This is a genomic window from Neisseria sp. HMSC074B07, from assembly GCF_001810355.1.
In the GTDB taxonomy this organism is placed as follows: Bacteria; Pseudomonadota; Gammaproteobacteria; order Burkholderiales; family Neisseriaceae; genus Neisseria.
Genome location: NZ_KV800921.1, coordinates 283,023 through 307,382 on the forward strand (window position 1 = coordinate 283,023; position 24,360 = coordinate 307,382).

The window sequence follows — 24,360 nt, forward strand, 5'->3', positions numbered from 1 at the left end:
TAAAGTTAATCCACTATAAAAGGTCGTCTGAAACAGGTTTTGGCTTAATTTGCCAAGCTTGTTTCAGACGACCTTTCGATTTATCCGCTCACGCTGAATTCTGCGGTTTTATTTTTTCATCGCATCAGTCAAGGCTTTGACGTTGTAGCGGTACATGCCGATATAAGTATTGGCAGGTGCGCCGCCGAGTGCGTCGGAGTAGAGTTTGCCGCTAACGTTGACGCCGGTTTCTTTGGCAATGCGGTCAACCATGCGCGTGTCTTTGATGTTTTCGGTGAACACGGCTTTGATGCCTTCGCGTTTGATTTGGCGGATGATGGAAGCCACTTGTTTGGCGGATGGCTCGGCTTCGTTGCTCACGCCTTGTGGGGCGATGAACTCGATATTGTAGCGTTTGCCCATGTAGGAAAACGCGTCGTGTCCGGTCAGGACTTTGCGCTTTGCGGCGGGAACGGCGTTAAACGCAGCTTGAGCGTCGCTGTGCAGTTTTTTCAGCTGCACTTGGTAGTTGCCCAAGCGTTGTTGGTAATAGGTTTTGCCCTCGGGGTCTGCCTGAATCAGGGCGTTGGCGACGTTTTGGGCGTAGGTCGTCATCAAAACGGGGTCGTTCCAGACGTGCGGGTCAAATTCGCCGTGGTCGTGGTGGTGGCCTTCGTGGTCGTGATGATGTTCGCCTTCTTCGTCTTTAAGCGCCTGTATGCCTTTGGCTGCTTCGGCGAAGGGGACTTTGCTTTGTTTGACGGCACGCTGCACGTCAGCCGCTTCCAAGCCCAAGCCGTTGAGCAGGACTAATTTTGCACCGCGGATTTTTTTGATGTCGCCGCTGGTCATGTGATAGGCGTGGGTGTCTTGGTTGGCACCGACCAAATTTTGCACGGCAACACGGTCGCCGCCGATTTGTTTGGTAACGTCGCCCAAAATGCTGAAGCTGGTAACGACGTTCATCGGGGCTGCATAAATTGCGCCGGACATTAATGCAGCGATGACGCCGAGTTTCCAATGTTTCATGTTTTCTCTCTCCAGATTGATATAACGTAACATTTTTATTTTAAAACAGTGGGACGGAATCTTCAAGCAGCCTCCGCTTAAGAACGCGCTTTATGCCTTGAAAACGGGGGATTTGGGAGGAGGGCAGAGGTTTGTTAATTTATTATGAAATTAGAAATGGAATTGTATTTATTGATTTTAAAGATAAAAGAGAAGGAATGGCGGGGAGTTTTGTTGCGTGATGTAGCGGATTTTGGTTAGAGATTATCTTTTTCAAATAAATAAAATCAGGAAGATGCAGGTTTTCCCTTTTTTGAGAGAGTGGGAAACCAAGATTAAATGCGTATATTTTAAATATAATTGAAATATAAATTTCCTTATATGGAATTTTTTAGAACAAAATAATTCATTATCTTTTTGGGATAAAAATAAGCAGATATGATTGAATAAGATTTGTTTGATAAAATGTTAATTACATCACACTACAAATTTGCTATAATGTGCGAATCAGTTAACCACCCTATACCCCAAAAGGAAAAAACATGGGCATTAAAGTCGCCATTAACGGATATGGCCGCATCGGCCGCCAAGTATTACGCGCCATCTACGATTACAACCTGCAAGACCAACTTGAAGTCGTCGCCGTCAACGCCAGCGGCAGCCTCGAAACTAACGCCCATCTGACCAAATTCGACACCGTCCACGGCCGCTTTAATGCCGATATTTCCCACGATGCGACCCACCTCATCATCAACGGCCGCAAAATCCCATTCTTCTCCACCCGCAACCCTGCCGAACTGCCCTGGCGCGACTTGGGCGTGGACTTGGTGATGGAATGCACCGGCTCGTTCACCAGCAAATCCAAAGCCAATGTCCATCTTGAAAGCGGCGCGAAAAAAGTGCTGATTTCCGCACCGGGCGAGGCTGATGTTGACGCGACCATCGTCTACGGTGTGAACGACGACGTGATTACCGACGACATGACCGTCATCTCCAATGCTTCCTGCACCACCAACTGCCTCGCCCCCGTCGCCAAAGTATTGAGCGAAAACATCGGCATCGTCAAAGGCGCGATGACCACCATTCACGCCCTGACCAACGACCAAACCGTGACCGACGTGCGCCATAAAGACTTGCGCCGCGCCCGCAGCGGTGTGGAAAACATGATTCCGACCAAAACCGGCGCGGCGAAAGCCGTCGGTTTGGTCTTGCCCGAATTGAAAGGCAAACTCGACGGCCTTGCCATCCGCGTGCCGACCGTCAATGTCTCATTGGTGGACTTGAGCTTCCAAGCCGCGCGCGATACGGGTGTCGAAGAAATCAATGCGTTGATGAAGGCCGCCTCAGAAGAAGGTCGTCTGAAAGGCGTGTTGGGCTACAACACACTGCCGCTGGTGTCTATGGACTTCAACCACACTACCCAAGCCAGTACCTTTGACGCAACGTTGACCAAAGTAACCGACGGCAACATGGTCAAAGTGTTCGCTTGGTACGACAACGAGTGGGGCTTTAGCTGCCAAATGCTGAATACCGCCCGCCGTATGTTCGGTTTGGAAGTACGCCCGTTTGAATAAAACGGATGGTTTGATACGCTAAAAGGTCGTCTGAAAACTTGAATTGCCCGGCAAAATTTGGGCGCGTATAAGAGATTGTTCGGACGTTTTCTATAAGCCGGGTTCTGTATATTGCAGGACTCGGCTTTTTTAATCTCAAACTGCAACACTCATGGTTGTCGTCATACCTAAAAAGATGAAGCACCTAGTTGCAGGCAGGAATAAAAAAACTGCACCTTTGTGAAGGTGCAGTTTACGGGTTTCAGACGACCGACTGATTGATTTTATCCTTAACGCTGCAAGCTTTTGGGGAAAGGTTTTTTCTGTGAGACGGGCGCAAACTCAAACACTTTCTTGCGTGCATTCCATTGTAGCGGACGGATACAATTTTGATATTGTGCGCGTACTTTACCGCGTGTGTCTTCGCCGCATAGCTCTCCACCCACGCCTAAATAAAGTTTGTTGTCGATGATTTTTGTTCCGACTGCGCCATGAAGAAATGCCTGTTTGGCAGAACCATCCGGTTGACCTGCAAAAACAGTGACCGCCCAGCCGCCGGAGCCGCCCAGATCAGGCGCGTTGGCGCAAGTGACCTTGCTCATGTCGTAGACAAAATCATGATAACCGTCGTTATTCAAATCGATAATATCCAAAGCCTGACCAACAGAGAATTTTCCCCCCATTTCACGGCAGGTTTGTTTATCTTCATTGATGGCTTCCTGTACTTTTTTAGGAATTGCTATGGGTGCGCGTTCGGCGGCAGCAAATTGCATGCTTGCCATGAATACTGCCGCTAAAAGCAGTTTTTGCATGATTTTCTCCGAATTAGGCAAAATTGGTCGGCTGTATCAGGTATCCATATTTGTTGCCATACTGAGTTTTCAGACGACCTAAACCAAGATTTATGGTGTTGCGACTGTAAATGTAACATCCACATGATCTTTTTGCTGTTTCAATTCGAAACAATCGAATCCCTCGCTATTTACGCAAACATTGACTATTTTTTTGCCGGTCCATTGAATGGAGGTTTCCGTTTCTTCGTTTATTTGACGTTTCATATTACGGGTTGGCAGGGTTTTGGGCAGTACTCCGTTTTGCCCCTCTTTTTTTAAAGCAGCAGTATAAGCGTCAGATAAAGAGTTACCTGAATAACGGCATTTTGTTACGCCTAATTCTGTTCCATCCCATTTCTGTTTGCCGCAGGAGAGTTTGGCTCCGCCGGCATTTGCGACAGCAGTGGTCAGAAGCAGGGCAACAGCCAATACAATTTGTTTTTTCATCAACATTCCTTTAAATCATAGACGTAGATTGCATAAAAAAGATTCTAATCGTCTGTCCTGTCAGGGTTTCAGACGACCTGATCTGCATTTTACAATTTCACCGAATGCTCGCGCGTTTCGTGGAACACGATGTCCGGCCAGCGTTCCTGCGTGAGTCCCAGATTCACGCGATTGGGGGCGAGGTAGGCGAGGTTTCCGCCTGCATCTATCGCCAGATTGCTCGCATTGGCTTTTTCAAACTCCGCTAGTTTTTTCTTGTCTTCACACGATACCCAGCGCGCCGACCAGATGGATGCGTTGTCGAACACGGCTTCCACGCCGTATTCGTTGGCGAGGCGCGAGGTAACGACTTCAAACTGCAACACGCCGACCGCGCCCAAAATCAAATCTGCGCCGCTCATCGGTTTGAAGACCTGCACCGCGCCTTCTTCACCGAGTTGTTGCAAACCTTTTTGCAGTTGCTTGATTTTCAGCGGGTTTTTGATTCGGACGCTGCGGAACAGTTCGGGTGCGAAGAAGGGGATGCCGGTGAATGCCAGTTGTTCGCCTTCGGAGAAACTGTCGCCGATTTGGATGTTGCCGTGGTTCGGGATGCCGATGATGTCGCCCGCGTAGGCTTCTTCCACCAGCTCGCGGTCGTGCGACATGAACGTTACCACGCTGGACGCGGCGATTTCGCGGTTGATGCGCAGGTGTTTCATCTTCATACCGCGCTCGAATTTGCCGGAGCAGACGCGCAAGAAGGCGATGCGGTCGCGGTGTTTCGGGTCCATATTGGCTTGGATTTTAAAGATAAATCCGGAGAACTTCGGCTCGTCCGGCTCGACCATGCGTACGGTCGCATCGCGCGGTTTCGGCGCGGGCGCCCAGTCGATCAATGAATTGAGGATTTCCTGAATACCGAAGTTGTTAATCGCCGAGCCGAAAAACACGGGTGTGAGTTCGCCGGCGAGAAATTCGTCGAGATTGAACTCGTTGGAAGCAGCCTGTACCAATTCGATTTCGTCGCGCAACTGCTGGATTTCCAGCGGAAAGCGTTGTTCCAATTCGGGATTGTTGATGCCTTTGATGATGTCGAACTCGTGCGGCAGGCGTTCGCCGCCCGCTTCAAAGAGATAGATTTCGTCGTTCAGGATGTGGTACACGCCTTTGAAGTTTTTGCCCATGCCGATCGGCCAAGTGACGGGCGCGCAGCGGATTTTTAAAATATTTTCCACTTCGTCCAGCAATTCCAAAGAGTCGCGCACTTCACGGTCGTATTTGTTCATGAACGTGACAATCGGCGTATTGCGCAGGCGGCAGACGTTCAAGAGTTTGATGGTTTGCGCTTCCACGCCTTTTGCCGCGTCGATGACCATCAGCGCGCTGTCCACGGCGGTCAAAACGCGGTAGGTGTCTTCGGAGAAGTCTTGGTGTCCCGGCGTGTCCAAGAGGTTGACGGTGTGGTCTTTGTAGTCGAACTGCATCACGCTTGATGCCACGGAAATGCCGCGCTGCTTTTCGATTTCCATCCAGTCGGAGGTGGCAAATTTGCCGGTTTTCTTGCCTTTCACCGTACCCGCGCTCTGAATCGCACCTGAAAACAGCAAGAGTTTTTCAGTCAGCGTGGTTTTACCTGCGTCGGGGTGGGAGATGATGGCAAACGTGCGGCGGCGGCGCACTTGGTCGAGGATTTCTTGGGACATGGGCTTTCTTTGCAAAAAGGTTCAGGCCGCTTTTCCGACGGCCTGAGAAAGGATTGAGATGGCGGGGATTGTACAAAAAAACATTAATCGGTTCAATGATTAGGGGATAAAAAAGGTCGTCTGAAAGCTTTTCAGACGACCTTTTCACGATGGCGGATTAAGCCTTGTCGTGGAATTCGTGGAATTCATATTGGTAGGACAAGCCTTTGCCTGTTTTTTTCTGCGCCAGATAATCGTCGTAAACGGCGCGGATTTCTTTGCGCAAGAGGAATAGGGCGATTAAGTTGGGGATGACCATAAAGCCGTTGAACATATCGGACAGGCTCCAAACCAAATCGACTTTGCCCAGCGTGCCCAACACGATAGCCAGCAGCACGAGCGCGCGGTAGATGCCCAAGTGTTTTCCCCTGAAGAGGAAGCGGATGTTGGACTCGCCGAAGTAGTACCAGCCGATGATGGTGGTGAAGGCGAAGAAGGTCAGGCAGACGGCGAGCAGTTGCGAACCGAAGCCAGGGAAGGCTTTGCTGAAGGCGAATTGGGTCACCGCCGCGCCTTGTTCGCCGGAAAGGTTGGCATCGGTCAGGAGGATAATCAGCGCGGTGGCGGTGCAGACCAAGATGGTGTCGATGAACACGCCGATAAATGCCGCCAAGCCTTGTTGAACGGGGTGGTTCACGTCGGCGGTTGCGTGCGCGTGCGGCGTCGAACCCATACCCGCTTCGTTGGAAAACAGCCCGCGTGCCACGCCGTAACGGACGGCTTCGCGCATACCGATACCTGCCGCGCCGCCTAACACAGCTTCGGGATTGAAGGCGGCGGTAAAGATGTGGTTGAACATCGGTACGATGTGGTCGGAGAATTCAAACAGGATAACGACCGCACACAAAATATAGATAATCGCCATAAACGGCACGACGAATTGGGCGATGTTGGCGATGCGGTTTACGCCGCCGACGATAATCATGCCCGCAAGGACGGCGAGGGTGATGCCTACTGCCAATGCCGGTACGTTAAAGGCGATGGTAACGGAGGAGGCGATGGAGTTTGCCTGCGTGGCGTTACCGATAAAACCCAGTGCGATAATCAGGGCGATGGAGAAGAAGCCCGATAAGAAACGCGCCGCGCCGCGCCCGATTTTCGGGGTCAGGCCGTGCGTGATGTAGAACGCGGGGCCGCCGATGTATTTGCCGTGGCTGACGACGCGGTATTTTTGCGCGAGCAGGGCTTCGGCAAAAATCGTGGACATCCCCAAAACGGCGGAAAGCCACATCCAAAAAATCGCGCCCGGCCCGCCTGCGGTAATGGCGGTTGCCACGCCGGCGACGTTGCCCGTGCCGATTTGGGCGGAGACGGCAACGGCGAGTGCTTGGAATTGCGACAAAGATTTATCGTCTTTGTCTTTTTTGGAAAACAAACCGCCAAAGACGGATTTGAGGCCTTCGCCAAATTTGGTAATCTGCGGCGCACCTAGATAGAGTGTGAAAAACAGGCCGATGCCCAAAAGGGCGTAAATCAGCAGGTAGTCCCACAGAATCAGATTGACTGCGCCCACCAGTGCAGACAATGTTTTTTCCATAATTACAAACCTTATATTGAAAAATGAACAGATGACGGCATCCGGCGGCGGTTACTCCGTTGAATGCCGTTGTGTCGGACGGCGCGGCGAGCAGGCCGGCTTCGTCCGTTTCGCCCCAAGTTGTCAACAATCCTGAAGCAGGCCTGCATGATACCGTAAACCTTTTGTGAGGCAAACGAAAAAAAGGGTCAGGTTTGGGCAAAGACAAGATTTTTGCGTTTGTCGGGCGCTATTGGCGTTTTCAGACGACCTTTTAGGCAGAATGCAGGGTCGTCTGAATATTTTAGGTATATTCAACCTATGTTAAAATGCGCCCTTTGAAAATGAGCAAGAGCCCGCCGGATAAGGCGGAAAATCGAAAGGAATCCATATATGGCAGGTCATAGCAAGTGGGCGAATATCCAGCATAAAAAAGCCCGTCAAGATGCCAAACGCGGCAAAATCTTCACCCGTTTAATTAAAGAAATCACCGTCGCGGCCCGCATGGGCGGCGGCGATCCCGGCGCCAACCCGCGCCTGCGCCTGGCTTTGGAAAAAGCTGCCGAAAACAATATGCCCAAAGACAACGTGCAGCGCGCCATCGACAAAGGTACGGGCAATTTGGAAGGCGTGGAATACATCGAATTGCGCTACGAAGGCTACGGCATCGGCGGCGCGGCGCTGATGGTGGACTGCCTGACCGACAATAAAACCCGCACCGTTGCCGACGTGCGCCATGCGTTCACCAAAAACGGCGGCAACTTGGGCACCGACGGCTGCGTGGCGTTCAACTTCGTGCACCAGGGTTATTTGGTGTTCGAACCCGGCGTTGACGAAGACGCGCTGATGGAAGCCGCTCTGGAAGCCGGTGCGGAAGACGTGATTGCCAACGACGACGGCTCCATCGAAGTCATCACCGCCCCGAACGATTGGGCGGGCGTAAAAGCAGCATTGGAAGCCGCAGGCTACAAATCCGTTGACGGCGACGTCACCATGCGCGCCCAAAACGAAACCGAACTCTCCGGCGAAGACGCCGTCAAAATGCAGAAACTGATTGACGCGTTGGAAGATTTGGATGACGTGCAGGACGTTTACACCTCCGCCGTTTTGAATCTGGATTAATAAGAAAGATTGAAAGCAGACCTGATGGGTCTGCTTTTTTTGCGTCTGGGATTTTTGGCGGGTTGTTTGTTGGAATCTTCAATGGCTCGTAGGCAAAGCCCACGCTACAAAGTTTCTTGGCGACACAAGTGCCGTAGCGTAGACTCTGTCCACGAAAATGATGAACACACAAAGGTCGTCTGAAAAACTCAATGCAGGTTTTTAGACGACCTTTTATGTTTGAAATGCCTACCGGTTTTGGCTGGCGCGGTATCCGTAGCGTGGGTTCTACCCACGAAGCTGACTGGCGGACAGGTCGTCTGAAATCTTAAGTGGTTCGTGGGCGAAGCCCACGCTACAAAGTTTCTTGGCAACACAAGTTCCGTAGCGTGGACTCTGTCCACGAAAATGATGAACACACAAAGGTCGTCTGAAAACCCGATGTATAGTGGATTAACTTTAAACCAGTACGGCGTTGCCTCGCCTTGGCTCAAAGAGACATTCTCTAAGGTGCTGAAGCACCAAGTGAATCGGTTTCTCTGTCTGCTGCTTCGTCGCCTTGTCCTGATTTAAATTTAATCCACTATAGGTTTTCAGACGACCTTTTATGTTTGAACTGCCTATCGGTTTTGGCTGGCGCGGTAGAAGGCGATGAGGCCGTTGGTGGAACTGTCGTGCTGCGGGTTGCCGCGGTCGAGTTCGGGTTCGATGGTTTTGGCGAGTTCTTTGCCGTATTCGACGCCCCATTGGTCGAAGGGGTTGATGCCCCAAATTGCGCCTTGGACGAAGGTGCGGTGTTCGTATGCCGCCATGAGCATACCGAGGCGGCGGGGGTCGGTGGCGCTGAGGAGGAGGCTGTTGCTCGGGCGGTTGCCGGGGAATTCTTTTTGCGGGGCGAGGCGTTCGCGTTCGGCTTCGGGCAAATCGGCAAGCTCGGCGCGAACTTCTTCGAGGGTTTTGCCTTTCATCAGGGCTTCTGCTTGGGCGAAGGCGTTGGCGACGGTGAAGCGGTGTTGGCGGTTGATGCCGTAGGCGGTGGTCATGGGGACGATGAAGTCGCAGGGGATGAGCCGTGTGCCTTGGTGGAGGAGTTGGAAATAGGCGTGCTGGCAGTTGACACCTTCTTCGCCGAAGACGATGCCGCCGGTGGTGTGGGGGACGGGACGGCCGTCGGCGGTGCGGTTTTTGCCGAGGCTTTCCATGTCGAGCTGGTTGAGCCACGAGGGGAGGTGGCGCAGGTTGTGGCTGTATGGGACGGCGGTTTGTCCGTCGGCGTGCTGGAAGTTGTTGTACCAGATGCTGATGAGCGCCATGAGGACGGGGATGTTGCGGCGGTAGGGGGTTTGGAAGAAGTGGGTGTCCATGGCGTGCGCGCCGGCGAGGAGTTCGCGGAAGCGGTCTGTGCCGACGGCGACCATGACGGGCAGGCCGATGGTTGACCAGACGGAATAGCGTCCGCCGACCCAGTCGAACATGGCGAAGACGTTGTCGGGTGCGATGCCGAAGTTTCGGGCGGCGGCAACGTCGGAGGAGATGGCGCAGAAGTGGCGGTAGATGCCGGATTCGGGTAAACCTGCATCCCGATACCATGCGCGGGCGGCGTAGGCGTTGAGCAGGGTTTCGGGCGTGCGGAAGGATTTGCTGGCGATGCTGAATACGGTGGTTTCGGGCTTGAGGTGGGCGAGTGTGCGGCTGATGTCGGCGTCGTCTGAATTGCTGACGAAGTGGACGCGGATGTTTTGGCGGTAGGCTTTGAGGGCTTCTACGCACATTCTGGGGCCGAGGTCGGAGCCGCCTATGCCGATGTGGACGAAGTCGGTGATGGGTTTGTCGGTGATGCCCCTGTGGCTGCCGTTGTTGAGTGATTCGGCGAAGGCGAGGGCGCGGTCGAGTTCGCGGTGGATTTTGGGGAGGATGTTTTCGCCGTCAACGTAAACGGGCGCGGCATCAGGCGGCAGGCGCAAGGCGGTATGGAGGACGGCGCGGTGTTCGCTGAGGTTGATTTTTTCGCCGTTTTGCATGGCGTGCATTTGTCCGGCTAGGGGCGAGGCTTCGGCAAGGCGGCACAAGAGTTGCAAAGTGTCTTCGCCGAGGCGGTTTTTGCTGTAATCGAAGAGGAGGCCGTCGAGGGTTTCGTGCATATTGCCGAAGCGGTCGGGTTCGGCGGCGAAGCGGTCGCGCAGGTGGAGGTGTTGTGTGTCGAGCCGGTGTTGTTCAAGGGCTTGCCATGCTTCGGTAAATGCGGTCATCGGGTTTCCTTCGGAATTGGGTTCTCCCCGCTCATTCGGGGGATGTGATTCAGTTATAGATTGTCGTTGTAGTGATTGGTTCGATAGGGTAAATATTTATGTAGTCGTATGTAGTTTAACAAAGGGGCGCGGGTTTGGCGAATGCGGGGAGCCGGTTTGGTTAAGAATTGTATGCAATATGCAATTTATATGATTGATTTTTATCAAAGTTCTGTAAATTTTTCGGTATGACACCGATGTCAGGTGTGATATGCTTCGTAATCAAATGAAACAGGGATGAGGCGGGAGTCGTAAGATGGCTACAATTTATGATGTTGCTGCTTATGCGGGCGTCTCACCCAAAACGGTCAGCCGCGTCATCAACGGCGATGCGCCGGTCAGCGACAAAACCCGTGCAAAAGTCGAAACAGCAATTGCCGCTTTGGGTTATATCCCGTCTTCGGCGGCGCGGGTGATGCGGTCGAACCGTTCGGACTTGGTCGGACTGATTACCGGCGCCATCTCGCGCACGGGCGAATACGGCGGGGTACACGGTCTGCCGGATATGTTTTTAATCAAAGGCATCCAGCAGAAAATCCGCGAAGCGGGCAAAACGCTGATGATTGCGGATACGGACAACCGCTACGAGCAAATCGACCCTTTGGTCAGGACGTTTATGGAACACCGCGCGGAAGGCATTTTGTATGTAACCGAATCGCACCGCGAAATCGTCCTGCCCGAAATGCCCAACCGCTGCCCGATGGTTTTGGTCAACTGTTTCGACGCGGCGGGTACGCCGTCGGTTTTGCCGGACGACGAGCGCGGGCAATACGATTTGGTACGCAACATCATCCGTCACGGACACCGCCGTATCGCCTACATCACCTTGCAGGCAGGCGCAGAAGCGACGCGGCTGCGTTTGGCGGGCTACCACCGCGCTTTGGGCGAATCGGACATGGTGTTCGATCCTGACTTGGTGCAAACCGGCATCACCGACTTTGCCAACGACAGCGAACCTTTGATTGCGGCAGTGTTGAAGCTGTTGTCGCTTGCCGACCCGCCGACGGTCATTTGCTGCGGCAACGACGAAATGGCGGTCCGCGTTTACGGCATTTTGAGGACGCGCGGCGTACGCGTTCCGGAGCAGGTATCGGTGGCAGGTTACGACAACCACAGCGCGATTGCCGAAACCCTGTTCCCGCCGCTGACCAGCACCGAGCTGCCCTATATGCGCATGGGCGCGCTGGCGGCGGAAATCCTGTTCGACATTATCGAGACCAAAGAAACCGTCCGTCCGCCCGTTCGGGTTGTCGGGGAAACGATTTGGCGGCAGTCGGTCACGGTATTGAAGTAAAACATCCTTTCAGACGACGTCTGCTTCATGAGACAGACACAATACGCGACAATAAAAGGTCGTCTGAAAACACAAACAACACATCACGCTATCCATTTGCAACGTATCAACACGATACGCCAAAGAATAAAGAAAGCGGCACAACCGCTTCAACTATGCAGTGTTTCTCGCAGTTTGTTGTTCCATGTTTTCTTCTTATACAGTCCAGGAGTCGCTTCAAAATGAAGATTTCCCCACAAGTATCCCTGACGCTTCGCCAGATTATGCTGATGAACTTCGGCTTCTTCGGCATTCAATACAGCTTCGGTTTGCAGCAAACCGCCATCAATCCGATTTTCAGTTTCTTACAAGCTGACCCTGCAAAACTGCCTTACCTCAATATGGCAGGACCGATTACCGGTTTGCTGGTGCAGCCCCTTATCGGTGCCATGAGCGACCGTACATGGATTCCCGGGCTCGGTCGCCGCCGTCCGTATTTCCTGCTCGGCGCCATCGGTTGCAGCTTGTGTCTGTTCTTCTATCCGCACGTTACCGCATTGTGGGTTGCCGTATTGCTGCTGTGGCTCTTGGACATCAGCAACAACACCGCCATGGAACCTTTCCGTGCCTTTATCGCTGATACCGTCCCCGAACGCCAACAATCTACCGGCTTCTTGATGCAGTCCGTGTTTACCGGCTTGGGCATTACGCTTGCCAATGTATCGCTCTATATCTTTAAGCAAATCGGCTGGTTGCAACAAACCTCTGAAGCAGGCATCCCCTACTGGGTATTCGGCTCGTTCTATATCGGCGCCGTCTGCTCCATCGGCTCTGTTTTAGTGACCGTATTGTCCACCCCCGAACATGAGCCGCCTCCTGAAGAGCTGGCAGCGATTAAAGCCCAATCCGGCGGCCCTGTTGAAGCGGTTAAAGAAATTTACCATGCCATCAAAGACATGCCGAAACCCTTGTGGCAGCTCGCTTCGGTTTATCTCTTCCAATGGTACGCACTCTTCATCTACTGGCAATACATCTCCCACAGTATCGCCAGATCTGTATGGGATGCTACCTCTGCCAACAAAGCCGCATATGAGGAAGCAGTGGCATGGACTGGTCTGGTCAATGGTTTTTATAACGTCGTTACCTTCATTTCCGCCTTCGGACTGATGTGGATGGCGCGCAAATACGCCGCCAAATACGTCCACGCTTTTGCCGTTACCCTTGCCGCACTTGCCCTTTTGACCATTCCGCACATCACCAATCAATACCTGATGTTTGCCCCAATGATCGGCTTCGGTATCGGCTGGGCAAGTATGATGGGCGTGCCGTTTATGATTGTCGTGCATTCCATCCCGAAAGAGCGCTACGGCGTGTATATGGGCATCGTCAACATGATGATTGTGATTCCGATGCTGATCCAAACCCTTACCTTCAGTAAAATCTATGAGAACTTGCTCGGCGCCGACCCGGGACATGCCATGACTTTTGCCGGTGTCCTCCTTATCATCGCCGCCGTACTGACCCTGACCATCAAAACGTCAAACAAACCTTATGGCGTAGAATCGGCAGGCTGATTCAGGGACTTGCCAAAAGGTCGTCTGAAAACCGGAATTAAGGTTTTCAGACGACCTTTTTGTTTTGATTGTGCCGATTTGTTTTAAACGGCGGAGACGGTTTATGGAAGCCCGGATTGGTCGGAATATCGCCGTATCCCCGCAAAAGCTGACGGCAAAGCGTTTACATGGCAAAATACCGCCTGTTTGCAGGTCATCTGAATTTTTCAGACGACCTTTTACCCTCTTCAAAAGGAATCCTCATGTCTTTGCAAAACATCATCGAAACCGCCTTTGAAAACCGTGCGGACATCACCCCGACCACCGTTACCCCCGAAGTCAAAGAAGCCGTGTTGGAAACCATCCGCCAACTCGATTCAGGCAAACTGCGCGTTGCCGAACGTTTGGGCGTGGGCGAATGGAAAGTCAACGAATGGGCGAAAAAAGCCGTCTTGCTTTCCTTCCGCATCCAAGACAACGAAGTCCTCAACGACGGTGTGAACAAATACTACGACAAAGTGCCGACTAAGTTTGCCGACTGGTCTGAAGACGAATTCCGCGCCGCCGGTTTCCGCGCCGTACCCGGTGCCGTTGCGCGTCGCGGCAGCTTTGTTGCCAAAAACGTCGTCCTGATGCCGTCTTATGTCAACATCGGCGCATACGTTGACGAAGGCGCAATGGTCGATACTTGGGCGACCGTCGGCTCTTGCGCCCAAATCGGTAAAAACGTCCACTTGAGCGGCGGCGTCGGCATCGGCGGCGTACTCGAACCCCTGCAAGCCAGCCCGACCATCATTGAAGACAACTGCTTCATCGGCGCGCGTTCCGAAATCGTCGAAGGTGTGATTGTCGAAGAAGGCAGCGTGATTTCCATGGGCGTGTTCATCGGTCAATCTACTAAAATTCTCGACCGCACCACCGGCGAAATCTACCAAGGCCGCGTACCGGCAGGCTCGGTTGTCGTATCTGGCAGCATGCCTTCCAAAGACGGCAGCCACAGCCTCTACTGCGCCGTCATCGTCAAACGCGTGGACGCGCAAACCCGCGCCAAAACCAGCGTCAACGAATTGCTGCGCGGTATTTAATCGGCAAACAGAAAAGGGGAGGGGTCGTCTGAAACAGCCGGAAACATAAACGGGCTTCAGGCAAACGGTTTCCCTTGTTTGAATGGAAAGAGGTCGTCTGAAAACCGGATTTCGGGTTTTCAGACGACCTTTTCATAGGGTGAATCGGTTAAAGTTAGGACGGCATCGCTCAGCATGGTTGGATGCTGTTTTCTTTGCCATAAAAAAGCAACGGATAAACCGTTGCTTTTTTGTTTGGTCTGCGAATCTTACAAACTGCCCAGCACGATGCGCAATACGCGGCGCAGAGGTTCGGCTGCGCCCCACAACAGTTGGTCGCCGACGGTGAACGCGCTGATGTATTCGCCGCCCATGCCCAGTTTGCGGATGCGTCCGACGGGAACGGACAGTGTACCGGTAACTTTTGTAGGGGTCAGCTCGTGGATGCTGGCTTCTTTTTCGTTAGGGATGACTTTCACCCAGTCGTTTGCGCCTGCCAAAATCGCTTCAATTTCCGAAACGGGCAGGTCTTTTTTCAGCTTCAGGGTGATGGCTTGGCTGTGGCAGCGCATAGAGCCGATGCGGACGCACAAGCCGTCGATTACGGTCGGGTTGTCGCTGCGGCCGAGGATTTTGTTGGTTTCCACGCCGCCTTTCCATTCTTCTTTGGACTGGCCGTTGCCCAAATCCACGTCAATCCACGGAATCAGGCTGCCGGCGAGCGGTACGCCGAAATTGGCTTTCGGATAGTCTTCGCTGCGCAGGAAATCGGACACTTTGCGGTCGATGTCGAGAATCGCGCTGGAAGGGTCGGCAAGCTCGTCCGCTACTTTGGCGTGAATCGCGCCCATGCCGCTGATGAGTTCGCGCATATTTTTCGCGCCCGCGCCGGATGCGGCTTGGTAGGTCATGCTGGTCGCCCATTCGACCAAGTCGTTTTGGAACAGGCCGCCCAGCGCCATCAGCATCAGGGAGACGGTGCAGTTGCCGCCGATGTAGTTTTTCACGCCGTTTTTGAGGCCGTCGTCGATGACGTTTCGGTTGACGGGGTCGAGGACGATAATCGCGTCGTCTTTCATACGCAGGGAGGATGCCGCGTCAATCCAGTAGCCGTTCCAGCCGCTGTCGCGCAGGGGTTGGAATACGGATTTGGTGTAATCGCCGCCTTGACAGGTTACGATGATGTCCATTTTCGCCAGTTCGGCAACGTCGTTCGCGTCCAATAATGTTTTAGCCGCCTGACCGAAATCAGGTGCCGCGCCGCCGACGTTGGATGTGGTGAAGAAGAATGCTTCGGGAATGTGGGCGAAGTCGTTTTCTTCTTGCATACGCTGCATCAAAACCGAACCGACCATGCCGCGCCAGCCGACGAAACCTACTTTCATGTTGAGCTCCTTAGAGGGAAATTGTTAACAAATTTCTGAATAGGGGAAAAGGAAGAGTTTTAAACCTGTTTGAGGTAAATGTAAAGTTTTTTATGCTGTTTCGGGAGTGTATGGGGGAGGTCGTCTGAAAAAAAGCGTTCCTGCCAAACCGGAATGTTCCGAAAGCAAACCTGACGATAAGTCGCAGGCTTGCATTTGGGAAAGATTCAAGGTTTTGCAGGAACGCCAGCATCATTGAAAGCACAGTTCGAGCAAGCATTTTGATAACCGAAATGCCGCACTGTTTTTCAGACGACCTTTCGGATCAGTATCGGATATCGACAGTTACTTTGTCTTTATATTCGCCCGGGGTGTAGTCAGTGTTTTGGACTTCTGCCGAGATGGTGTGTGTCTGGCTGCTGCCGTCGCCGGTAAACTCTTGCGCCTTGCCCGGAGCAGATGGCTTATTGCCCCAAAAAGGAGCAGTTGCATAGGTACCTTTTCGGAGGCGGTAGGGGACTTTGTCGGTGTTGGCGGGATTGGTGGATTTCATCTCGCCCCTGCCTTCCTGATTGTTGTTGGAAGGAATCAGACCGACGGTGTAGGGCGTGCCGTTGGTGCAGCGGACGGTGAGGTTGCCCGACTGCTTCAGGTTGGTACTGCCTGCGGTGTGTGTGCCGAAGTCGATGTCGTCGGCGGAGATGAATTCGCAAACGGGCGCAACATGGGCTTGGACGTAAAAGGGGAAACGTTGGTTGGTTAGGAATCCCCCGCAATCGACAGGGTCGGGAGCAGTATCATATGCAGCCCTCCAACTTAAGGCGGTAGAGCCATTGATAAAGTTCGAGAGATAAGAGTGCCCAGTGGTCGTGGGTATGATATTACTTTGTCCGCTAACCAATCTTGCTTTAATAGTCATGCTTCCTGTGACAGTGTCTTTGGCTGGGATGCGCATGATATCTGTGCTGGCACTGCTGGGAGAGTTTGCCGTGTTATCCGTTCCCCAGTAAGTATTATCGGATTTAAGTAATAACAGTTGCAGCGTTTGGGAACGGTTTTGGGTATAAAACATCTTCCGTGGAGTGTATATGCTTGTTGAGCCCTGACCCCCGTCAATATTGAAACACAGGCGTACTTTTAAGGGTTGGGTAATGGTGTTGGAGCATGTGTAGTTAATGGTGGCTTGAATATCTTCCGGCTGGTTGTTGTTCAGAAGGTTGACGCCGTTGCCTTGGCTTCCGAATACCAAGGCAGGCTGTCCGTTGAAAGTTCCATTGCCTTGCACTGTGGCGGTGCATTGTACAAATCTTCCAGCTTCGCCACTGTTTGCCCAAGTCTGTCCTGCGGACAGGGACAGCAGTCCGAATACGGCAGGCAATGTCATTTGTCGGAAAAGACGGTTTGCGGTTTTCAGACGACCTCTCTTTATATTTATCTGCATATGATGTCTCCCAGTTCCGGGATGGAATCCGGATTGTGTGTTTCAGGGTATTCCGCTTCGAAGGTGCAAGTTCCGCCGTTTTCAGGGAGGATGACTGTGAAGCGGTTTCTACCTTCTTTCATGTTTTCAATATATGTTTTGCCGTCGAAGCCGGTTACGGCTGCCGGGGTGCCGTCTTCGGCAGTAATGCTGCCGCCGCTCGGGAGTAATTGGTTTTGTGCGTCTTTCAGCGTCATGGTGGCGGCGCGGGTACGCTGGATTTTGAATTCGACGCGCATGCCCGAGCGTTCGGGCGGGGCGATTTCGGCGACGGTGTGTTCAAGCTGGACGTCCAACGGCAATTCGGCAATATCGACGCTGACGGTGTTTTTTTGGTAGGCGGAGAGGCCGGGGATCAGTGCCAGCCCTTTACGGTTGGTTTTGCCTACGGGCATGCCGCCTGCGCGGATGGGGACGTCCGCCATATCGCCGGTGCTGACGACGGCGAAACTGTCGTTGACTTGGCGGGTGGCGAAGAGGCTGCCGCCCATGAGGACGAGACCGCCCCTCCAGCCTGCGTTCCAGTTGCTGTTGCCGCTTTGGCTGTAAACGTTTGCCCAGCCGTCGCCGTAGGTGTTTTGATGGCGGATGTTGCCGTTGAAGGTATTGCTGCGGCTGCCGTTTGCGTTGTCGTTTTGCTGCCAGCCTATGCCCCAGCTGGTACTGCCCATGCCGCTGCTGGTTTTGTTCAGGGTTGCTTGGTAGCTGGTGTTGTGTTTGTTTCTGCTGATGCCCGCGGAGGTTGAGTAGCCGTTGTCAAGGCTGACGGAGAGGCCTGCGTGGAAACTCAGTTCGCGTTTGTTGCGGAAGTTTTTATTGGCGCCGGCATAGAGTGAAGCGCTTTTTTTGAAGCTGCGGCTCCAGCCGAACGAGCCTACGCCGTCGGCGGGACTGCCTTCGGTATGGGAATGGACGTAGGACAGGCTGAATGAGCCGAGTTTGTCGCTGCTCCAGCCTGCGGATGCGGATGCGGAGGTGGCGGGATGGCGTGTGGCTTTGAAAAAGTCGGCGCCGTATGCGGTATCGCCCAGTTCGGCAAATTGTCCGTTGGTACGGCTTGCGCCCGCGCTGAAGGAGAGCCTGTCCCATTGGGTGCTGAAAAACGCGCTGCCGCGCCGTCCTGTTTTGCCCGCAAAGCGGCTTTCGGCATAATTAAGATTGAGTTGTCCGAGCGAACCCAATACGGTATCGGCGGCAATGCCCGCCTGACGGTAGCCGCGCGCGGCTTCGCCGTGGATTTGGGCGGTCAGGGTGTTGCTGACGCCGTAACGCAGTGTGCCGGAGGCGGCGGGGTCGGATTGGTATTTGGCGGAACGGATGCCGTAATCGCGGCGGACGTAGCCTGCTTCAAACGACCATTCGTTCAAGCCTTTTGCCAAAAGTCCGCTGCCGCCGTAAAGCGGCATATCGACGACGACGGTGCGCCCCAGTACGTCGGTGGCGACGACTTGGGCGTTGCTGCGGCCGCTGATGGACGGCGGCAGGATGAGTTCGTATTCGCCCGCTTCGATGTCGCGGCTCATTTGTTTGACGCCGTCGAGGTAGAGGTCGACCGTGCCGGGTAGGGTGCTTTTACCGAGGTAGGAACGCAGCGGGGCGGTTTGTTTCCACGGGCGGGTGTTGTAAGTGCGGGAGATTTTGATACCGCCGATGCGTGTGCCGCCCCATGAGCCGATTTGTCCGGTCAGGGTGTCGCCGACGGTCAGCGATATGCCTTGTTCGGGCCAGACGGTGCGCCAATAGGTATCCAGGCGGGCGGTATTGCTGCGGGAGCCGCTTTCTTTGTTGCGGCTACGGTTGGCAAATTGGGTGTGGTTCAGATAGCCCCAGGGCGTACTCAGGCGCATTTCGCCGAAAACACCCTGCGTGCCGCTGCCGGAGTTGTTGTATGAGACGTTGGTGTCGTAGTTCAGAACGGCGGCAAAGCCGGGTTTGGCGATGGCGTAGCGGTTTTCCTGCGGTGCGCCGATTCGGGCGGTTTTCAGGTCGGGCTGCCATTCGAGGGGGGCAGTGAGGTCAAGGGTTTGCGCGGCGGCATCGTATTTCGCCTGCAAGCCGGGGATGGCGGAGAGTTCGAACCATACGCCCGCGCCGGGTGCGGATGCGCCGTCCTGAATTTCAGGCACAACGCCGTTTTTGCCTGCTTCGGCAGCTTCTGTGTCGGGTAGGGCAATGCCGTAGGCGCGCAGGGATTCGGGACGCGCATACAGCACGCCGTTGCGCGACATGAAGGGTTCGATACCGTCGCGTATGCTGCCGTTGACTTTGACCTGCGGGTAAACAGTCAGCCATGCCTGCTCGTAGGTAGCAGGCGCCGCCTGCGTCAGGATGTCTTGAGCAGGAGAGGGCAGGGCGTAGAAACACAGCATCAGCGCGGCACTCAGCCGGGTGAGCCGTGTCCTTAGGTCATGGGGCGGCAAACCGTACCTCCGTTTGGATCGGCATACCGTTTACCGTGGCATTCAGACGACCTTGGTTCAGAGAGGCGGGGGAAACTTCCAATTCGCGTTTCCAAGTGTTGCCCGGCAGGACGTAGCCTGCCAAACCGTTTGCCAGCGTCAAGGCGTCTTTGGCAGAGGTCGTCTGAAAAGTAATATTGCTCAGTTGCGCATGGGCATTGCCCGTGTTTTCGGCAACCAAAACCGCTTTGCCGTTCGCGGCTTTTTCCGCGCGCCATTGCAGCTTCGGTTCGGCATTGTTTTGAACGTTGACAAACAGCGGCAGCGAATAGCGCATCACCAACTGAATGCCTTTTTGCGGTTTCGCATTGGGAGCGGGCAGCTCGTCCACAATCAGGCGGTAGGCTTCTTCAGTCTGTTTGTCGGACGGTTTGACGCGCATCACGCGGAACTGCTGCTGCGCACCCGCTTCCAGTTTGACCATGGGCGGGCTGGCAATGACGGCATCGGTGGGTTCGAGCACTTCACCGCCGTTTGCGTCCTGCGTCCAACGGAATACGCGCACTTGTGCCGTCAACGGCTCTGCGCCCTTGTTTCCCAAAGTAAAAATACCCGCCCGCTGTTTGGCGGGCAGGGAAAGCGATGTCGGACTGACTTGCAAGCCGGCGGCATGGCTTGGTAAAACCGCTGCCGCCGTCAGCATACCGACAAGTGTGCTGATTGCTTTTTGCATGAGGATTTTTTAGTTGTTTTGTTTTGAGGGAGTAAACCGGATTAGTAGGTCAGGGTTACTTTTACGCGGTCTTGGTAGGTGTCAGGGGTTTTGTTTGTCAACTCGCCCACTCCGACTTTGGCAAATACAGGCAGCATAATAGGGGTGGTTGTACCTTTGCCTACTAAAGACAAGGCGTTGGCGCCTTTACCCCATTTGTTTGAACTAATGTTATCACTAACTGCTTCAGTTTCTGTTCCTGGATTGTTGATAGTAGGTTTGAAGAGCTGGTATGCAATTTTATCTTGGTTGTTAGTTTTCAGACCGCTCATGGAACCAGTGCCGTCCGCATTGGTATTACTTGGTTCTAAAGCAACTTGGAATACGGTGTTTTTGCTGCAGCTGACTTGGATACCGTTTGCTGCTTTACCGACATTGTCTTTTTCTAGTTCGGCACTGTTGGTTTCTGCAAGGTGGGATGCAAAGTCAATGTCTGCACCGGAAGTTACATCCCCTTCGGCTGTAATTGCATCTGTTTTTCCGCTGGCAACAGTGAATGCTTCGCATGATCCAGTTACTGTCAGTTTGACATTGAAAAATTGGCTCGTGCCGCTAGGAACAACAGCAGCCATTGCAGTATTGCCCATCATCATGAGAGAAGCCAGGGCCAGAGAAGTTAAAGTAAAACGTGTTTTCATCGGATTTATCCTTGTATGTGAGTTTAGGTGTGTATTGACACAGTCTCCGTAATATTTCTGTGTAACTGATATACGGCAGGCTTTTTTGCCTGAACGGTATATATGACATTATTATGATTTGTGATTATTGTTGCAACTGTTATTGTTTGGCATTTTATAAGTTCCTGTGTTTTTTGTAAATTTTTGTATTATTTTTTGTTGTGTTTTTGCAAAGATTATCTTTTATTCGGTATTTAAATTGGATAAGAGGTCGTCTGAAAGCGTTTAAAAGAAGCTTTAGTTTCTTGAGGTTGGCTTTCAGACGACCTTTGCAGATGTTTGGGCAGTAGATTGGGTAGTGTTTGGAAATATAGTGGATTAAATTTAAATCAGGACAAGGCCACGAAGCCGCACAGTACAGACAGTACAGAACCGATTCACTTTGGTGCTTCAGCACCTTAGAGGAATCGTTCTCTTTGAACTAAGGCGAGGTAACGCCGTCGATTTAAATTTAATCCACTATAACTGATGGGCAATAGCCCGACGGATATTGTGGATGATGGGGTGAATTGTCTTTGCAGATAAAAAGGTCGTCTGAAAATCTCGGTTTGAGGTTTTCAGACGACCTTTGTGTTTCTATCAATCCGTCAGGCGTTTACAGGTTGGGATTGACGATGATTTTGACGGCGGATTCGTTGTTGTGAATCAGACGCTCGAAGCCTTCGGAAACCAGCTCGTCCAGCTTGATGCGCTGGGTGATGAAAGGTTCGAGGTTGATTTTGCCTTCTTCCACCAGTTTGATGGTTTCGGCGTGGTCGTTGCAGTAGGCGATGGTGCCGCGCACGTCCAGCTCTTTCATCACGACGCTGTGGACGTTGATGGTGGCAGGGTGGCTCCAAATGGATACGATGACGACCTTCGCGGTCGGACGGCAGGCTTCGACCATGGTGTCCAGCACTTTATTGACGCTGGTGCATTCGAATGCGACGTCCACGCCTTCGCCGTTGGTCAGTTTTTTCACTTCTTCGATGACGTCGACTTCGGACGGGTCAAGGATGTAGTCGGCAACGCCGGATTCGCGGGCTTTGTCTTTGCGCGCCTTGCTCAATTCGGTGATGATGACTTTGATGCCTTTGGCTTTCAACACGGCGGCAAGCAGCAAACCGATCGGACCTGCGCCGCCGACCAATGCGACGTCGCCTGCTTTCGCGCCACTGCGGACATAAGCGTGATGACCGACGGACAGGGGCTCAATCAAAGCGGCTTGGTCTAACGGGATTTTGTCGGAAATCGGATGCACCCAGCGGCGTTTGACGGCGATTTTTTCGGCAAGACCGCCACCGCAGCCGCCCAAACCGATGAAGTTCATGTCTTTGGAGAGGTGGTAGTTGCTGCCTTCGCCGGTCGGTACGTCGTCGCGGATGATGTAGGGTTCGACCACGACGTGTTGTCCGACTTTGAGGTCATCCACGCCTTCGCCGACGGCATAAACCACGCCGGAGAACTCGTGTCCCATCGTTACGGGCGCGGACTCGCCGGAAATCGGGTGCGGATGGCCGCAGGGCGGGATGAAAATCGGACCTTCCATAAATTCGTGCAGGTCGGTACCGCAGATGCCGCACCAGGCGACGTTGATGCCGACGGTGCCGGGGGCGACGGTCGGTTCTGGGATGTCTTCGATGCGGATGTCGCCTTTATCGTAAAAACGTGCTGCTTTCATTGTAACGCTCCTTGTTTTGAGGTTGAAAAGAAAGGTCGTCTGAAAGGTAGGACGGCTTTTCAGTAAGGGCGGGAAGGATGTGTGGGATGTGCGACGAGTATATGTTTATTTTAATGATGCGGCAGGGCGGGTTGTGTAGGATAAGCAACACAGGCTGCGCGATATTGCTTTGATATTTTGTTATTTTACTACATTTCGATGTGAGTGATATGTCGGCTTGCGTAAAAACAAAGCGGGGCTTGTTCGTGGTCAAGTTTTAGGCGGAATAGTCTTGAGGTATTCGGCAAAAGTATGCTGTCGAAAGGCGGGAGGATTATTGGGGGAAAATGGAAATTGTTGACAACGCAGGTATTGCTTATTGAATTAATCAAAATTTTATTGCGAAAAAATTTGAATTTTAGAAATTTAAATATATAAAAATAGTAAAAAATTAAATTTTTGAAATAAAATTGCTGAGAGATAGGCGAAAGGCTTGTTTAAAACAGGTAAAGAAGGTAATCTATGCCTCGATTTATCTGAATTTGAAAGCAATAACAATGACCCAACAATACCCTACCGACGATATTAAGATTAGAGAAGTCAAAGAGCTGCTGCCGCCGATTGCCCATTTGTACGAACTGCCGATTTCCGAGGAAGCGGCGGGGCTGGTACACCGCACGCGGCATGAAATCGCCGATTTGGTTCACGGCAAGGACAATCGCCTGCTGGTGATTATCGGTCCGTGTTCCATCCACGACACCAAAGCTGCATTGGAATACGCCGAACGTTTGCTGGTGTTGCGCAAGAAATATGAAAAAGAATTGCTGATTGTGATGCGCGTGTATTTTGAAAAACCGCGTACAACGGTGGGTTGGAAAGGTCTGATTAACGACCCGCACTTGGACGGCACGTTCGACATCAACTACGGCCTGCGTCAGGCACGCAGCTTGCTGCTGACGCTGAACAATATGGGCATGCCCGCTTCGACGGAGTTCCTCGACATGATTACGCCGCAATATTACGCGGACTTGATTTCTTGGGGCGCGATTGGTGCGCGGACGACGGAGAGCCAAGTACACCGCGAACTCGCCAGCGGCCTGTCTTGTCCGGTCGGTTTCAAAAACGGTACGGACGGCAATTTGAAAATCGCCATCGACGCGATTGGCGCGGCAAGTCATCCGCATCACTTCCTGTCTGTAACCAAAGCGGGGCATTCCGCCATTGTGCATACCGGCGGCAATCCCGACTGCCACGTTATCCTGCGCGGCGGTAAAGAGCCGAATTACAGCACCGAACACGTCAAATCGGCGGCGGAGCAATTGATAAAAGCCGGCTTGTCGCCCAAGCTGATGGTCGATTGCAGCCACGCAAACAGCCGTAAAGATTACAGACGGCAGATGGAAGTTGCCCAAGACGTCGCCACGCAACTGGAAAACGGCGAAGACAATATTATGGGCGTGATGGTGGAAAGCCATTTGGTCGAAGGCAGACAGGACAAGCCCGAGGTTTACGGGCAAAGCATTACCGATGCCTGCATCGGCTGGGATACCACCGAAGAAATGCTCGCGCTTTTGGCTGCAGCAAACCGTAAACGGGTCGCGCCTTAAATCGGTTTGTGTGGCGAAAAAGAGGTCGTCTGAAAAGTCTGTGTGTGGGTTGAACTGCACCCCAAAAGTTGGACATCCCCTCC

The 24,360-nt window shown here is 53.0% G+C and carries 18 protein-coding genes; 6 read left to right on the forward strand and 12 right to left on the reverse strand.

Annotation, left to right across the window (positions count from 1 at the left end):
* Positions 1–108: 108 nt before the first annotated feature.
* The gene (locus HMPREF2726_RS04955; protein ID WP_009311045.1) at positions 109–1,008 is read right to left on the reverse strand and encodes a metal ABC transporter solute-binding protein, Zn/Mn family; all 900 of its coding nucleotides are present in this window, start codon (positions 1,006–1,008) and stop codon (positions 109–111) included.
* 521 nt (positions 1,009–1,529) lie between these two features.
* Here HMPREF2726_RS04955 and gap point away from each other — a divergent pair.
* Positions 1,530–2,561: a type I glyceraldehyde-3-phosphate dehydrogenase gene (gene gap, locus HMPREF2726_RS04960; RefSeq protein ID WP_009311046.1), complete on the forward strand. Its 1,032-nt coding sequence runs from the start codon at positions 1,530–1,532 to the stop codon at positions 2,559–2,561.
* 269 nt (positions 2,562–2,830) lie between these two features.
* Here the strand turns inward: gap and HMPREF2726_RS04965 are convergent, their stop codons facing one another.
* From HMPREF2726_RS04965 to HMPREF2726_RS04980, 4 genes are all read right to left on the reverse strand, one after another.
* A complete protein-coding gene (locus tag HMPREF2726_RS04965; RefSeq protein ID WP_003767670.1) occupies positions 2,831–3,352 on the reverse strand; it encodes a hypothetical protein in 522 nt (173 codons plus the stop codon).
* Between the two features lie 90 nt (positions 3,353–3,442).
* Positions 3,443–3,820, reverse strand: coding sequence for a hypothetical protein (locus tag HMPREF2726_RS04970; RefSeq protein ID WP_009311047.1), 378 nt, complete (start codon positions 3,818–3,820; stop codon positions 3,443–3,445).
* Positions 3,821–3,909: 89 nt separating this feature from the next.
* Complete coding sequence (locus HMPREF2726_RS04975) at positions 3,910–5,505, reverse strand: peptide chain release factor 3 (RefSeq protein ID WP_009311048.1); 1,596 nt, start codon at positions 5,503–5,505, stop codon at positions 3,910–3,912.
* A gap of 157 nt (positions 5,506–5,662) precedes the next feature.
* Positions 5,663–7,081, reverse strand: coding sequence for an alanine/glycine:cation symporter family protein (locus tag HMPREF2726_RS04980; RefSeq protein WP_009311049.1), 1,419 nt, complete (start codon positions 7,079–7,081; stop codon positions 5,663–5,665).
* A gap of 372 nt (positions 7,082–7,453) precedes the next feature.
* On the opposite strand from HMPREF2726_RS04980, the gene HMPREF2726_RS04985 reads away from it, so the two are divergent.
* Entirely contained in the window at positions 7,454–8,182 is a 729-nt protein-coding gene (locus HMPREF2726_RS04985; RefSeq protein WP_003776493.1) for a YebC/PmpR family DNA-binding transcriptional regulator, read from the forward strand.
* A 599-nt stretch (positions 8,183–8,781) separates the two neighbouring features.
* Here HMPREF2726_RS04985 and pgi read toward each other — a convergent pair.
* Positions 8,782–10,410, reverse strand: a complete 1,629-nt coding sequence (gene pgi, locus HMPREF2726_RS04990) for a glucose-6-phosphate isomerase (RefSeq protein ID WP_070602435.1) — start codon at positions 10,408–10,410, stop codon at positions 8,782–8,784.
* A gap of 295 nt (positions 10,411–10,705) precedes the next feature.
* Between pgi and HMPREF2726_RS04995 the strand changes: the two genes are divergently transcribed.
* From HMPREF2726_RS04995 to dapD, 3 genes are all read left to right on the forward strand, one after another.
* Positions 10,706–11,743 carry a LacI family DNA-binding transcriptional regulator gene (locus HMPREF2726_RS04995; protein ID WP_070602437.1) on the forward strand — a complete coding sequence of 346 codons (1,038 nt, stop codon included), beginning with the start codon at positions 10,706–10,708 and terminating at the stop codon, positions 11,741–11,743.
* 221 nt (positions 11,744–11,964) lie between these two features.
* Positions 11,965–13,296 carry an MFS transporter gene (locus HMPREF2726_RS05000; protein WP_070602439.1) on the forward strand — a complete coding sequence of 444 codons (1,332 nt, stop codon included), beginning with the start codon at positions 11,965–11,967 and terminating at the stop codon, positions 13,294–13,296.
* 242 nt (positions 13,297–13,538) lie between these two features.
* The gene (gene dapD / locus HMPREF2726_RS05005) at positions 13,539–14,360 is read left to right on the forward strand and encodes a 2,3,4,5-tetrahydropyridine-2,6-dicarboxylate N-succinyltransferase (protein ID WP_070602441.1); all 822 of its coding nucleotides are present in this window, start codon (positions 13,539–13,541) and stop codon (positions 14,358–14,360) included.
* A gap of 248 nt (positions 14,361–14,608) precedes the next feature.
* Here the strand turns inward: dapD and asd are convergent, their stop codons facing one another.
* The 6 genes from asd to HMPREF2726_RS05035 form a co-directional block, all read right to left on the reverse strand.
* Positions 14,609–15,724 carry an aspartate-semialdehyde dehydrogenase gene (gene asd, locus HMPREF2726_RS05010; RefSeq protein WP_070602443.1) on the reverse strand — a complete coding sequence of 372 codons (1,116 nt, stop codon included), beginning with the start codon at positions 15,722–15,724 and terminating at the stop codon, positions 14,609–14,611.
* Between the two features lie 304 nt (positions 15,725–16,028).
* Positions 16,029–17,144: a Csu type fimbrial protein gene (locus HMPREF2726_RS05015; protein ID WP_070602445.1), complete on the reverse strand. Its 1,116-nt coding sequence runs from the start codon at positions 17,142–17,144 to the stop codon at positions 16,029–16,031.
* The gene (locus HMPREF2726_RS05020; RefSeq protein ID WP_070602447.1) at positions 17,135–19,552 is read right to left on the reverse strand and encodes a fimbria/pilus outer membrane usher protein; all 2,418 of its coding nucleotides are present in this window, start codon (positions 19,550–19,552) and stop codon (positions 17,135–17,137) included. The genes HMPREF2726_RS05015 and HMPREF2726_RS05020 overlap by 10 nt, the downstream gene beginning before the upstream one ends.
* 37 nt (positions 19,553–19,589) lie before the next feature.
* Positions 19,590–20,315: a fimbrial biogenesis chaperone gene (locus HMPREF2726_RS05025; RefSeq protein ID WP_070602449.1), complete on the reverse strand. Its 726-nt coding sequence runs from the start codon at positions 20,313–20,315 to the stop codon at positions 19,590–19,592.
* A gap of 41 nt (positions 20,316–20,356) precedes the next feature.
* Positions 20,357–20,992 (reverse strand): spore coat protein U domain-containing protein, encoded by a 636-nt coding sequence (locus tag HMPREF2726_RS05030; RefSeq protein WP_070602451.1) that lies wholly within the window; start codon positions 20,990–20,992, stop codon positions 20,357–20,359.
* A 634-nt stretch (positions 20,993–21,626) separates the two neighbouring features.
* Positions 21,627–22,691 carry a 2,3-butanediol dehydrogenase gene (locus HMPREF2726_RS05035; protein WP_070602453.1) on the reverse strand — a complete coding sequence of 355 codons (1,065 nt, stop codon included), beginning with the start codon at positions 22,689–22,691 and terminating at the stop codon, positions 21,627–21,629.
* A 536-nt stretch (positions 22,692–23,227) separates the two neighbouring features.
* Here HMPREF2726_RS05035 and aroG point away from each other — a divergent pair.
* Positions 23,228–24,277, forward strand: coding sequence for a 3-deoxy-7-phosphoheptulonate synthase AroG (gene aroG, locus HMPREF2726_RS05040; protein WP_070602455.1), 1,050 nt, complete (start codon positions 23,228–23,230; stop codon positions 24,275–24,277).
* Positions 24,278–24,360 lie beyond the last annotated feature (83 nt).

Coding starts and splice junctions, on each gene's coding strand:
- HMPREF2726_RS04955 (WP_009311045.1), bottom strand. CDS start 1,008: ATGAAACATTGGAAACTCGGCGTCATCGCTGCATTAATGTCCGGCGCA.
- gap (WP_009311046.1), top strand. CDS start 1,530: ATGGGCATTAAAGTCGCCATTAACGGATATGGCCGCATCGGCCGCCAA.
- HMPREF2726_RS04965 (WP_003767670.1), bottom strand. CDS start 3,352: ATGCAAAAACTGCTTTTAGCGGCAGTATTCATGGCAAGCATGCAATTT.
- HMPREF2726_RS04970 (WP_009311047.1), bottom strand. CDS start 3,820: ATGAAAAAACAAATTGTATTGGCTGTTGCCCTGCTTCTGACCACTGCT.
- HMPREF2726_RS04975 (WP_009311048.1), bottom strand. CDS start 5,505: ATGTCCCAAGAAATCCTCGACCAAGTGCGCCGCCGCCGCACGTTTGCC.
- HMPREF2726_RS04980 (WP_009311049.1), bottom strand. CDS start 7,081: ATGGAAAAAACATTGTCTGCACTGGTGGGCGCAGTCAATCTGATTCTG.
- HMPREF2726_RS04985 (WP_003776493.1), top strand. CDS start 7,454: ATGGCAGGTCATAGCAAGTGGGCGAATATCCAGCATAAAAAAGCCCGT.
- pgi (WP_070602435.1), bottom strand. CDS start 10,410: ATGACCGCATTTACCGAAGCATGGCAAGCCCTTGAACAACACCGGCTC.
- HMPREF2726_RS04995 (WP_070602437.1), top strand. CDS start 10,706: ATGGCTACAATTTATGATGTTGCTGCTTATGCGGGCGTCTCACCCAAA.
- HMPREF2726_RS05000 (WP_070602439.1), top strand. CDS start 11,965: ATGAAGATTTCCCCACAAGTATCCCTGACGCTTCGCCAGATTATGCTG.
- dapD (WP_070602441.1), top strand. CDS start 13,539: ATGTCTTTGCAAAACATCATCGAAACCGCCTTTGAAAACCGTGCGGAC.
- asd (WP_070602443.1), bottom strand. CDS start 15,724: ATGAAAGTAGGTTTCGTCGGCTGGCGCGGCATGGTCGGTTCGGTTTTG.
- HMPREF2726_RS05015 (WP_070602445.1), bottom strand. CDS start 17,144: ATGCAGATAAATATAAAGAGAGGTCGTCTGAAAACCGCAAACCGTCTT.
- HMPREF2726_RS05020 (WP_070602447.1), bottom strand. CDS start 19,552: ATGCTGTGTTTCTACGCCCTGCCCTCTCCTGCTCAAGACATCCTGACG.
- HMPREF2726_RS05025 (WP_070602449.1), bottom strand. CDS start 20,315: ATGCAAAAAGCAATCAGCACACTTGTCGGTATGCTGACGGCGGCAGCG.
- HMPREF2726_RS05030 (WP_070602451.1), bottom strand. CDS start 20,992: ATGAAAACACGTTTTACTTTAACTTCTCTGGCCCTGGCTTCTCTCATG.
- HMPREF2726_RS05035 (WP_070602453.1), bottom strand. CDS start 22,691: ATGAAAGCAGCACGTTTTTACGATAAAGGCGACATCCGCATCGAAGAC.
- aroG (WP_070602455.1), top strand. CDS start 23,228: ATGACCCAACAATACCCTACCGACGATATTAAGATTAGAGAAGTCAAA.